This window comes from Desulfoscipio gibsoniae DSM 7213, from assembly GCF_000233715.2.
In the GTDB taxonomy this organism is placed as follows: domain Bacteria; phylum Bacillota; class Desulfotomaculia; order Desulfotomaculales; family Desulfallaceae; genus Sporotomaculum; species Sporotomaculum gibsoniae.
The window spans coordinates 3,811,026-3,824,203 of the sequence record NC_021184.1; the positions used below are offsets into that span (position 1 = coordinate 3,811,026).

Here is a 13,178-nt window from a genome sequence, read left to right on the forward strand (position 1 = left end):
CGACATTTGTTGTAAACCGTCATATAAAGTGCTAAAATATATTTAACCATTTATGCCTTTTTATTGCGCGCCCGGGCAACCGGGCTTTTATTTTTAAGTGCACCTTATAAAATCATTCCACAAAGGCAACGGCTTATCCCCACATATTTTGCAGGCGATGAATAATGGTCCCCGCCTCACGCACAATATCCTCAATAACTTCCTGGACTGATTTAATATCATTTATCAGCCCAACGCACTGTCCCATGGCCAGAGTACCATCCTGGATATCGCCGCTTAATAGGTTACTGAGCCCCCGCTGCCCCTTGATGATAGTAAGCAGCTCATCCAGGCTGGCCCCACGGTTTTCCATTTCTAGCACTTTTTCGGCTGCCGGATTTTTCATTACCCTGGCAGCGTTGCGTATAGAACGCTGGATGATCATGGTGTCAGTCTCCGAGGCGTTTACCATCCACTGCTTAAAATTTTCATGTGCCAGGCATTCCGCGGTAGCTATAAACCTGGTACCCATAACCACAGCCTCGGCCCCCAGGGCCAAGGCAGCCACAAGACCACGGGCGTCAGCAATGCCACCACCCGATATAACCGGTATAGAAACATTATCGGCAGCCCCGGGCGTCAGCACCATTGTGGTAACGTTATCCATACCGGGATGTCCACCGCATTCAAACCCCACTATGATAACCGCATCCGCCCCGACGCTCTCAGCCTTCCTGGCGAAACGCACAGCGGGAACCTTGTGTATTAGTTTTATCCCGGCCTCTTTCAATTGGGGGACATACTTTTCCGGGCTGCGTCCCGAAGTCTCCAGTACCGGTACTTTTTCCCGGATTACTGCTTCCATATACTGTGCGGTCTTATCCCCGGGAGTGAGCTCCGGAAGCATTGATATATTGACCCCGAAGGGTTTGTCTGTAAGTGCCCGAGTTTTGCGAATTTCCTCTATCAGTTCCTCTTTGCCGGGGTGCGTAGCGGCAGTAATAATTCCCAATCCCCCGGCATTAGAAACAGCTGAAGCCAGCTCGGCACGGGACAGCCATTGCATACCTCCCTGAATAATGGGGTACTTAATACCTAAAAGCTCTGTAACCCTGGTTTTCACTATTCCTTCCCTCCTGTCTTTCATCACCAAGGCATGTTTTCAGTTTTGCATGCGCTGGGTAGCATTTTTAAACGTCGTTTGCTTCGGTAAAACCATATTTTTCGCTGAGTGTTCAGCTATGCCTTATTTAAAAGGCCGGTCGGGCCACCAGGGATAAAAGTCCGGCATGTCTGTGCTGGGCTTCATGGTAAAATTGGGAGAACGTTTTAAATTTCGTCATCGGCATCAGCACGGTCAAGGGCATCGCAAAGCTCTATACGCATTTGCTTGGTATAGGCATTTAAATGATCGGGTCTGTTTAATGTAATCGTTAATATTTTCTCTGCAACCTCATACTTAATCTGTTCATACACGTAAGTATCCTCCTTTATTTTACGCTATGGCCTCTGACACCGCACCGGGGCAGAGGCATCTGAAACGCGGCCAATTAGGAACCATAGCACTCCAAATATGGCTAATTAATGAAAAAGGATAATAAAAACAGCAGCGCAGAGCATGTATCATGCCTACGCTTTATTGATAGTTTTTCCATGTTATATTAAAAAATCCTTCTTTAGGAGACGGTTCTCTTGCTTTGCTTCCTATGCCAGCACATCCACCAACCGGTTTTCTCTGGATAGCCAGTATCCCCTGGACAATAACCTTAGCGAAGGTATGGCCGTAAAGGTAATGGTAAACAACGTTAATAGCGGCTTATCTACTTTGCATCCCGCTTTCCCAAGTGCTTTTTCAAGGGATATAAATCTTTCAGCCACTTCCGGTCCTGCAATTTCGGAGGTGTATCCAAAAATGGGAAGTGATAACTCTTCCACTATTTGCCCCTCGCAGCAATAAACAATGCCACCTTGCAATTCACGGATCCGGTTCACCGCGGCAGCCATGTCGCTGTCATTGGTGCCCATTACCACCAGATTTCCCTCGCTGAAAGAATAGCTGCTGGCCAGCGCTCCTTTGTTCAGTCCGTATCCCTTGATAAATCCGGTGCTGCTTTCACCATTTCCGCTATGGCTGTTGATTACCGCTACCTTTATAACATCATTACTTTCGGAGATTGTTATTTCTCCATTAATCACCGGCAAATCCAATATCATTTCACGGTTAACAATGCTGGTAATTACATCTATGACGCGTACCTTGGCCATTGGGGAAGCTGCCGGCACACTGAAAAATTCAGGCTGTACCGGGTTAATCTTAATGCATTGATACACATCACTCGGAAAGTTTGATTTTACAGTGTTTACTAGCATCTTGCCATCCCGGGCCACCACTTTCCCCCGACAAATAACTAACCTGGGCTCGATTGTTTTGATATTGGGGATGATTACAATATCAGCGCATTTTCCCGGTGCTATCCCGCCGAGGTGACTCCCCAGGTGAAAATGTTCCGCCACGTTAATGGTGGCCATCTGGATAGCCGTTACAGGGTTTAATCCCAGGTCAACAGCCTTTTGCACTATGTAATCCATGTGACCGTACCGAAGCAGGTCAACCGGCCAAACACCGTCGGAAACCAAAATTGCTCTGCACAAAGCCAAGTCCATTTCAATTAAGGGACCAATTACAGTCTCCAATTCCCGGCGTATCGAACCTTCCCGAATCATGGTAAACAAACCCAGGCGCAGTCTTTCCCGCACCTCTTCGGCGGTAATGGGTTCGTGGCAAGAATCAACACCATGGGCTACCATGGCAGCTAATCTCTGGTTCTTGGCCCCCGCCCCGTGCCCCTCCACTGTTTTTCCCAGTAAAATGGCAGCCTCGATAATATTTATTAAACCTTCATTTGAATCTGTATTAAGCAGATTGGACCAGAATATCTCACCGGTGCCTATTATCTCCGGTCGCTGCAGCAAGCTTATAACCTCGGACTCATTAATTGCACGGTTTCCGTTTCCATTATCAGAACAAAGAAAGGATATCATTGGGGCAGTGGCAAAAAATCTCTGTGGTTGGTTTTTAAACTGATCGATAAAAGCATCAACACCCCGGATACCCATGGCATTGGAAGGGAAATAGCACTCGGTAATAGTGGTGGTAGTACCCCGGGGAAGGGAAAGTTTAACAAATTCCTCTATATTCATCGAGTGATCCATGTGTATGTGACCGTCAATCAAGCCTGGAATAACCAGCTGCCTTTCGGCATCGATTAATTCGGTCTCCGGTCCTTCCGGGAAGTCAAGTTTTGTTCCCACGTAAGCGATCCTGTCACCGGCAATAAGCAACTGCTGGTTTTCAAGAATTTCACCGGTATAGACATTTAATACATCACAATGATTAATAACCAAGTCTGCGGGTTCTTTCCCCAGAGCGACCCTGCCCAGACGTCTTATAAGATCAGCTTTTATTTTTATGCTCATAATTATGGAGGGAGCAATCTTTGGATTTATTTAGCGTTTGATGGTATTGCTCCTTCTTCCCTCCTCGCAATTTATTTACTTTATCCGGCATTGTCTCCATCTCAATGCCGGTGCAGCCATAGGCAGCATATATATCCCGTGTTATTTGTTTAACCAGTTCCTCAATTCCGCTGCCATACCCCTTTCATTCCACGGCACAAGGCCGTAAGTTTTAAGGAGAAGGTTATATCAACTCTTTTACGAATTCCACCGGCATTGAGATGCGTTTTGCGGTTTCTTCGATGGATAATCCTTGGCGCAAAAACCTCCGTGCTACGCTCTCCATAGATTCACCAACTTCAATAATGTGCTTATCAGGGTCATAAAATCTAATAACACGTTGTCCCCAAGGCTGTTCTTTTATCCCATGTATATATTCTACAGAATCATATTCTTTAAGCTTTTCAAGTAAACCATTTAAATTATCTTCTTCAAAATACAGTTCGCTACTATTAGATTTTTGAATTATGTCATTGGGGCTTAAACTAAGCAATTTTAGATAATGTGATTTTAAATGTATCGAAAAATCACCCTCAAACGTCAAATTTTCACCAAAATCATATTTCACTTTTTGATTAAGCACATTTACATAAAATCTCCTGGAGATATTAATGTCATCTACAACGATAAGTGGGCATATAAATTTCATTCTATCACCTTGGCTATTTGGAGAATAAGCTCCGCAATATTGCTATTTGGCGGTATATGGATAAGCTTATACTTACCTTCAAAAAGGCTAATCGTAAACATAATGGAAAGTCCTAATGTTTTATCAAGTTCTAAACTGCTCCCATTAATCATTAAAACGATAGATACGTTTTTACAGAATATACTGACCTAAAAATTCGACCACAGCTTTTCGGCTTAGAATAGCGTGAACGTTCTGATTATAGTAATCGCGCAGACACTTATAACAAGACGGCGAACACTGGCAATCGTTGCAGAGCGTATATGCTTGACGAATAACATTTCGGAACACATTCTCATCGTTTGAAACCCGATGGATATGCCCTGCTCCGCCGGGCACGCTATCGTAAAGGATTATAGAATACCTGACGTTTCCGTTGGAGGCATATAAGCACCCGTTGATATCTGTGCTTTCAATGTCCAACACAAGAGATGCCGCCCGAAGTATGGCGTATAGTGTAGATAACATCGTAGCACGATCAGCATCGTCCGCAAACGTCAACTGTACCACATCGGTCTTAAATATGTGTGAAAGGCGATATGGGTATAGCTTCGTATTGGAACAGTATTGCCCGTAGGAAGTCTTGTGCTCTTCTTCAACAACAAAATTCCTCTTTTTCTGTTCCTTACGGCTTTTCGAGTACCCGCAAAAACTGCAAACGCTAAATTCAGCGTCACAGCTTATCATCAATGAATCATTAGCGGTTGAATGAAGTACAACCTGCCTTTCTCCGAATTCAAAGGTGCGTACTCCTAATTCGTGGCGTTCTGCGTCGCCCAAGTAAATAATATCGCCGCGATGATACTTCCGCGGCTTCCGGCTTCCGGCGGGAACAACATCAGAAGCGTCTGTTCCAACAACAAACCCCTTTCGCGGTTCAATGTTCTTTTTCCACCCGCTGTCGATTGATGTCCCGCAAGCGACACAGGGCTGTTCCGTATCAACCGGCTTTTTGCTGAAATTGATAACTTCGCATTTCGGACAGGTAGCCGTGTAATAGATTTCCCAGTCGGCTGTCTTACGGCGGTCTTTCGCAATGTAGCGGCTACGGTATATATTACCATCAGCAACGACTTCTGCTCCGGGAGCATATTCAGATATGCCAAGCTGTAAATCGCGCTGTAATTCAACGGTCTGTTTAGTATCGTTAATGCTGTTCGGGCGCAGTTCAACGACATCGACAGGAAAACCATACTTCGGCAGTACGCCGGAACGGACAAGAAAGTCAATCAAGTCGGTTTTCTTGTGTCCATCACCCTCCGCTGTTGAACGCCGATGGTCTTTTAATAGACGTTCAAAACGCGCCGCTTCTTGATATTTCTTGTCTTTGGCAGCGATTTCTATTTGCTCAGTAAGCCACGTTGTTAAATCGCGGAAATCATTAACCGCAATGGTGAGCGTTCCGTTTTCTCCTACAAGGCGGTCTATCCACGAGAATGTACTCACGCCAAGCGTATCAAACAATTCCGTAGGGACGCACCGTTCTAAATACTCCATAATGATTTTCGGCTTTGCAGCAAGAAACTCGCAGAGCCGCTCAAATCCGTTGCCGTTAAGGAAAACATCGGCATCGTTGCTGTTGTATACGTCAATATTAGCATTGAAAAAGTAGGAGAACGCTACAGCATAGATATGGCGCAGTACGATTTTTTCGTTGCGTATCTCAAAAGCCGGGGCCTTTATTTTGCCTGAAATCATATCGGTGGGTCGTGCAAAAAACGTGAAGTCGTGTGAACCCAATTTTGCGTAAGTCAGCGCAAACGCCGCAGAGCGCAAATCGCGCCCGGCGCGTCCCGCTCTCTGCACATAGTTGGCAGGCGATGGTGGTGTGTTACGTAAGAAAATGGTTTCAAGAGAGCCTATATCCACGCCCATTTCAAAAGTCGTTGAACAGCTTAACGCGTTAATCTCGCCTTTTAGAAATTGCTCCTGATACTTACACGCACTATCCTTTTCAATCTGTGCCGTATGCTCGCGGATATAGAATGCCGCAAGGTCATCTTTGGAGTACAAAGTAGCATAGTGGTTATCCTCCTGCAATTTCAATGGTGAAACCGCTGATAATTTGCCATTACAACGGGGATAGGCACATCTGCCCTTAAAGTTCATTGTGGTTACTCTTCCACACATTTCACAACGATATATTTCACCCTCGGTCGGGACGGTAATTACAAAATCCTCCGCTGAAAGGAATCTACCTTCACCTTTATTTTTAGGGGTTTTCAAAATATCCGTCAATAAATCGAAGTAGTCCCCGGCAATTTTATATGCCTCGTCATCAGTCACTCCCAACGTGGAGACTATGCGGCGTAAACGACCGTTAGGATAAAACCGACCATTTTTATGCGTTCTCGGAAGCCAACCCATAATAGAGCCTGCTTTTTTGCCTGTTTTGCAGCGCGTAACAAATTTCCTGAAAGAAGAATAGAAAATCATCTCCAAATCTTCGCCGTCGAGCGGGGATTTTGTCGGCTCTTGTATTGCGCCGTGAAATACTACGTCCATAAGTAACAAGTCCAACAAAGTCTTTGCCTCGTCATTAGATATGTTGTATTTATCCGCAAATTTAGGGGCAATATCCTTGTTGCAGGTGGGAAGTATCGAAACTGCGCCAAGCGATGAGAGACTGCTCGGACGACGAGCGGCGTACATTTCGCTTATCAGCGCAATCCACGCATTGCGTCTGCTTTTAGGCGTTAAAGTTTCATTCTTATCAAGTGTTGCGAATGTCTTGTTCACATCAAAGTACCGCGCTAACTCATCAGCAAACGTACTCAAAGTCCACGGTTCGTGCTGCAATTCCGCACGGTGCTGTTCAGCGACATACCAAATGCCGCGCCGCCGCAAGAAGTCCTTATAGCTTCTTTCCATATAAGGCGCGAAAAAGGCGGCATCACCGCGACTGTCGGAAAAGCACAGAAATCGGCGTGTCCTGTCATCAGGCATATTCTCATACAAGGCGGTTGCAAGAACGGCGGTGGCTGCTTCGCTGCCAAGATAAAACCGTCTGAGTTCCCCGTATGAGCAGGCAGGGCAACGTACCAATCCGCTATCCTTACTTTTCGCGGACCTTGTTACGTACACACCGTATTCTCTCATACAATTGCAAACACTCTTGTCACCGATGTGACGTATCGTTCCGCATTTCGCACATAGGATATATTCATCGGGTTCAGCTTCTGTTTCATCATCAGTCAGTAAACCGTCAGAATCGTCTTTTAGGAGGAAGTATTCAGCACTAGGGTCAAGGCTGTTTTCAGGTAGTTTCAGCTTGCCGCTTTTTTTGTCAATGACACCGATGACTGCAATACGCCCACAGTCTGTACATACGGCACACTCAAATGCCAGTTGCCCGTTCATCTCTGTTTCCGGGGTTAACGACATCTGGAATGGCGCAATAAGGGTTATGTATGCCCCTTCAAGCGCACGGACGAACAGATGATACCTTGCTCGCACGAGCGGCACACCGTCCTCATTAACCGCACGAACACAAGCGGCGATTAAACTCACCAGTTCTCGCTCATCCATATCAGTCTTTTCCGCTAACTCGGCAAGAGTAAGCGGTTGTTTGGAGTTAGCCCTAATGATGTGGTATTGCTTACTGCCGTTGCATACATCGAACAACTTGTTATCCGGCGTATCTGCTAACGAAAAGATCTCTTCTCTTGAGAGTTCTTTCGTAACGCTGGGTATCTTGTGGACAATGGCAACAGAACGGATGATAGTTTGAAAATCGTGACCACAAAGGTTTTTACCGAACGCTAAAATCTGCGGGTCGCTGTTCTTATCGCCCAAAGTTGCGCTCGTAAGTATATATTGCGGGCTTTGGCCTTTCTCAGTAAGGCGTGTTTCAACGCGTCGCACCAGCATAGAGGCCTCTATTCCAGTCGCGCCTTTATAAATATGGGCTTCGTCCAATATGACAAATCGAAGTTTGGCATTACGGAAAACATCATCATCATTCGGACGTATGCACATATATTCCAACATGGAGTAATTGGTAATCAGAATGTGCGGCGGCTTTTCGCGCATTGCATCACGCGATACACATTCGTTTGGGAGCGGGTCACATCCATAAGTGTTTCTATATTTTAGCAAACCGTCTTCCTTTTTATGTTCGGTGTTTCCGTTGTATACTCCGAAAGTAATGTTACTGTCTTGGAATATCTCTCTCAAACGCTTTACTTGATCGTTAATAAGAGCGTTCATAGGATAAATGACAATGGCGCGAACTCCATCGCCAAGTTTGCCGTGACCTTCTATTTCGCGCAGCAAGTCATTGACCACAGGCAGGAGGAAACACTCCGTCTTACCAGAACCAGTACCCGTTGTCACAATCATATTGTCGCCATTCAATGCAGCGTGGACGGCATCTTCCTGATGAACATAAAGCGGTCGTTCGAGCTTGAATCCGCGTCCCAATGATGTAAATAACGGCGACATTATACCGCCAGCAATAAGTTCCTGAATTGTCGCCCCCGTTTGATAGGCATCACCCAATTCTAAATATGGTCCTTTCGATATAACTCCGTCTTTCCGTAATTCTTCTTTCAAAAGCGCGGAATATTTAGAGTCGGAGACAGAGAGGGTTGTCGCGACGTAATCAGCGAAGGTGTCCTTGATGGCTCGCGAGAGCGTTACGGGATTTAACATTTGCGGATCTCCTTACTGTATTTTATACTCGAAATAATCAGGGAAAGTGAAGAAACGAGCAAGTTTAGGCGGTGGGTCGCGGTGTTTGAATAATTCCGGCGTATACTCAACACTCTTGTCAATGAAAAGCCCCTCGCCCTGGTCAAACGTAATATGCAGACGACAGGCACTTTCGTTTACGAGGTATATATCAACCGGATTTAAGTCGGTGAAATGCCGCTTGCCGTTGCGGGTTAAAAAGAACAATTTACCCGTATAATGCGGATACTCTCCGCATAAATCTGTGTATCCGAGATTTTCCTTGCCGATAAAGGCAATATCTTCTATGAAGAAGGGCTTGATGTCAACGAAGTTGCCTTCCTCAATAACCCGTGATACCCGCAAGGTTTCTCCTCGGAAGATTACCTCTGACCTATTGCCGAATATAATCGTGTTTTTGCTTATACAAACTTCGCTTTCGCCGAACGTCGTATCGGTAATAGCGAAAACCTCATACTCATATTGCTCTGAAAGCTCCGGGAAATTAATACTGAGTACGCGCTCACCCTGTTCCACGAAGATTATGATAGGCGCGCCGTGTTTTGGCCGAAAGGATATTTTCAGTTTTGTTGCGCTATCTCCTATAAAGCATTGGGGGTTAAGCCACGTTAAAACTCCGCTGTTCAAATTGAAAAGCGGTGTGGATATTAGGCATGGCTTAAAGGCGATGTCAAACAGATGATGCTTATTCCCTGCAATAAATAAGTCTACCGACTGATTATCTGACGTTCCGTCAACCGCCTGTACTGCGTTGCCGATAGCATACTCAAACCCGCCGGGAGCATCAGCTTTGAGCAGAGTATTTCCGCCAAATGAGAGCGATACGTTCAAGGTATCCGTGCAATTTACCCTTAACTTCGACGACGGCGAAAGCAACCCTCTCCATACTGCGCTTTTGGGGAGTGGCTGACCGTCAAGAGATAACTTGATTCGAGGGATTTGTACAAATATTTCACCGTCTCCGAACGCTACTTTTGCTTTTAGACTGCTATTAGTTAATGAAACTTCAATTTCTTCTCCATTGATTTGAAGAGAGAGAGTGCCGCCATCCGAGTTTTCGAGATAATATGGCTCGTCAAAGCAGACTTCAAAGGTGTCAACAATGCAGAACCGTACCTCGTCTAAAATTCTTTCTGCCTCGCCGTCATTCAATGATACCGTATAACAGCCGTTCTCGGTAGGAGCTTCCACTGTATATACGTCATTGTCCAAGGCTTTGACGGAAAGATTATCTCCCTTATTAGTTCTGGCGAAAAGTTGATTGCTCCGAAATTGCCCAACCGCCACAATAGAAAATGTGCTGCGAGCATAAATCGGGTAGTTGATTCCGTCAACGACATAATCCGATGATGACTGCGGCAGTATAAAACGCAATGAACCTATCGGTGGGCGAGAGCAACACAACAACGTACTGTTGACGTATACAGAGGCTTCGCCTTGCAGATAAACATCATATAGCTGTGCAAAATATAGACGGCGTTGTCGTTCAACATCACCTTGGAAAGTGACGCTTGCGTTCTTCGGGGCGAACAAGAGGTAATTTCCCTCATCAACCGTCTTGCTCGTCAAGACCTTGTTGTCACGGAACAAGAGCGCACCTGCTCCCAGATTTTGCTCCGAGGAGTATATTTGCTTCCCATCAACTGTTAATTCGACTCACATATCAAGAAAATCTACATCGCTCAAATCTGAAAGCGGGATTACGGTTTCTTCGGAAGTACACGCATAGTCATTTCCGTAAATACCTATTGATTTCCTGTAAACGTCAACATTACCTGAATAAATCGTGATTGTAGGATTGTCGCGGGTATTCAAACGTATGGACGGAACTCGCAAAGCAGGTTCACAGTCCTCGTCCAGTATATATCCTATATGGATTTTACCGTATGAGAAAGCAATATCAGTTGTGCGCTTATGAATGGGCGTATTCCGTTTAGCGGTTGGTTCAGTAATTTTGCCGACGTACCACTGAGTGAGTAAGACGTTGGTGTAGTCGTTTTCACCCAATTCATCTCCAGAAAGCAGCAGGTCAATTTTTTGAAGCAGCTTTGTTAAAAAGGTTCGCATATAAACCGGGCGTTGCGTTAAAAGCGCACGAATCCCCGCTTGGATACCGCTCACATTTCCTCGTATGTCATCGTCTTGCTCAATTGTTGCGCCCTTGCAACGGTCGCGAAGCACCTCTGTCATACGGTCGATTGCGGGGTCATCAGGATAAACCGAACAATCTAAATTATTCTTGTAAAAGCGAAGCAAAAAGTCACATAATGCAAAGAAACTCTTGCTCGGAGCGATTGCGTGTGCCAATACGGTTGAATAATAGCTGTTATCACCGCTTGCTTCTTTAAGGAAAGCACGGTTGTAGCGTTCACAAGCTTTCTTAACTGATCCGGTCAGTATTCCATAAAGCGGCTCTGAATTCTTATAACCGAGTTGCTCTGATATGTAAGCCCAAAATCCGCTGTTTTCAGTACGCTCCCAACTTTTAGCGTACTGAATGACAGTCAGGAGTATCGCAAGATGGGCAAAATCTCTCAATTCTCTATAATCAAGGGCGAGTTTAATTGCTTTAAGGGCCGTTTTTTCAATAACCTTAAAGTTCTTATCAGAGATAGTCACTGTTCCTAAAAGTGGATGCGAAGCAGCGATCGTGTTCAGATAATCTGATATGGTTTGCTTTTCTTTAGGCGTTGAAACGTAAAATATACGCATATCGTTTTCCACTTTAATGCTCATAAGTACCTCCTTTGCAAAGAAAATACCAATAGCGCTTTGGAATAGTCAAGAAAAGTATAGTTTGAAAACACACAAAATCCGATTTTGCGGAACCAAGGTGTGGTGACGCACGGCAACAATGATTACATAACCTATAAGTGTGAATATAATCGCAAAGTTCAATTAGCTTTACCGGTCGCTACACAACATCTGTATGAAGTGGATAAAAGCCATATTGAATAGGTTATTTAATTTTTTAAAATTAAGTATCTCATTATTGCTATAATCACAAGTATCCTTAGCTTCCAATTATTAGCCTAATGGATGGATAGCGGAGCTGATTTATGACCTGCCACATACCCGTTGCATTAAACGAATGTTTATGTAAATTACTAAATATTACTTATTTAAGCATTTAATTAAAGTTGCAATTGTGTTCCAATTTATCTTACTAAAAAATGACTCTTTTGACACAGAATGATAAATTGAATCCAAAAAAGAATCAATCCAATTATAATTTTCCCATCCGAAACTTGACAATAAAGAAGTAATTTTAAATTTTACATATAAATCAAATTCCACATGATATACGACATTAGCTAAATAATTTTCAAATCCATGGATTGATAGATAATACTCCATAAATCCAAATGGTAATACATCATTACATCCATCAAAATTAACTTTCATACTAATATCAAATTTATGGTTTTTAATTTTAATTTCATTTTTATTTGTTCTAATAACTTTACTTTTGTGAGGCAATACTAAAGAAAATTTTTGATAAGTACCGCCCTCAACATCAAGGATATACCATTCTTGTTCTTCATTTTCTTGCTCAATATCTATAAAAGCAGCCCTGTCTCTCATGGGTTTTGAAAATAATTCAAGAAATCTATTGCTCAATAATACGCTTGGAATATGTTCCCTTTGAAGAACTGAAATATCTTTGTTTTTTTCCATAGGATACCGAAAGTAAGTAATAAGGTGAATCGATAACTTTTTCAATAAAAAATATTCTAATGCTTCTCTAATTATATCCATAGAACGAGGTTCTGGTGTCTTTAATCCATCTTGAAGTTTTAATGGCTCAATATTCCATATAAGTTCTAAATCCTTATTTTCTAAAAATGCTCTATCAAAATATCAACCAATCTCACTCAATCCATATCCTTCTATATTAACAATCTTGTTTTCAAGCTCATTCAAGATAATAAATCCTTTATATAAATACCTTTTTCCCCTCCTAACAAACGCTTTTAAAGATATATAAATAACCGATAAGATACATATTAGCCCTCCAGTGCATATTCCTAGCATGGGCTTAAAGCCTTCAATTAACGTAATGCTACTTGTAGTTAAACTTATACCAAACCCCAAAAATACAGCAACTATAACCAATTCGACAAATTTAGACCTACTTAATAGCAGGTTTAATACTGGTAATCTATCCTTTTCCATCTATTACTCTCTTTCACATTATAAACATTGCACTAAACCGCTGGCGCGGTAATTCCTTTAATGTTTTTTTAAGCTGTGTAATTGGAAATGATACTGTAAAAAGTCAGTTCCTTTTTCATGGTTCTCC

9 protein-coding genes are annotated in these 13,178 nt (G+C 43.5%); all 9 read right to left on the reverse strand.

Annotated elements, in window-relative coordinates; genetic code table 11:
* Positions 1–133 precede the first annotated feature (133 nt).
* Complete coding sequence (locus DESGI_RS18055) at positions 134–1,102, reverse strand: NAD(P)H-dependent flavin oxidoreductase (protein WP_006520511.1); 969 nt, start codon at positions 1,100–1,102, stop codon at positions 134–136.
* A gap of 206 nt (positions 1,103–1,308) precedes the next feature.
* Positions 1,309–1,455: a hypothetical protein gene (locus tag DESGI_RS24780; RefSeq protein WP_006520512.1), complete on the reverse strand. Its 147-nt coding sequence runs from the start codon at positions 1,453–1,455 to the stop codon at positions 1,309–1,311.
* 228 nt (positions 1,456–1,683) lie between these two features.
* The gene (locus DESGI_RS18060) at positions 1,684–3,456 is read right to left on the reverse strand and encodes an adenine deaminase (RefSeq protein WP_006520513.1); all 1,773 of its coding nucleotides are present in this window, start codon (positions 3,454–3,456) and stop codon (positions 1,684–1,686) included.
* A gap of 223 nt (positions 3,457–3,679) precedes the next feature.
* Positions 3,680–4,144, reverse strand: coding sequence for a VOC family protein (locus DESGI_RS18065; RefSeq protein WP_006520514.1), 465 nt, complete (start codon positions 4,142–4,144; stop codon positions 3,680–3,682).
* Positions 4,145–4,315: 171 nt separating this feature from the next.
* A complete protein-coding gene (locus DESGI_RS18070; protein WP_006520515.1) occupies positions 4,316–8,836 on the reverse strand; it encodes a DEAD/DEAH box helicase in 4,521 nt (1,506 codons plus the stop codon).
* Positions 8,837–8,848: 12 nt separating this feature from the next.
* The gene (locus tag DESGI_RS18075) at positions 8,849–10,465 is read right to left on the reverse strand and encodes a hypothetical protein (protein WP_006520516.1); all 1,617 of its coding nucleotides are present in this window, start codon (positions 10,463–10,465) and stop codon (positions 8,849–8,851) included.
* 66 nt (positions 10,466–10,531) lie between these two features.
* The gene (locus DESGI_RS18080) at positions 10,532–11,611 is read right to left on the reverse strand and encodes a hypothetical protein (RefSeq protein ID WP_006520517.1); all 1,080 of its coding nucleotides are present in this window, start codon (positions 11,609–11,611) and stop codon (positions 10,532–10,534) included.
* 378 nt (positions 11,612–11,989) lie between these two features.
* Positions 11,990–12,634, reverse strand: coding sequence for a hypothetical protein (locus tag DESGI_RS18085; protein ID WP_006520518.1), 645 nt, complete (start codon positions 12,632–12,634; stop codon positions 11,990–11,992).
* 102 nt (positions 12,635–12,736) lie between these two features.
* Positions 12,737–13,051: a hypothetical protein gene (locus DESGI_RS18090; RefSeq protein WP_006520519.1), complete on the reverse strand. Its 315-nt coding sequence runs from the start codon at positions 13,049–13,051 to the stop codon at positions 12,737–12,739.
* Positions 13,052–13,178: the final 127 nt, after the last annotated feature.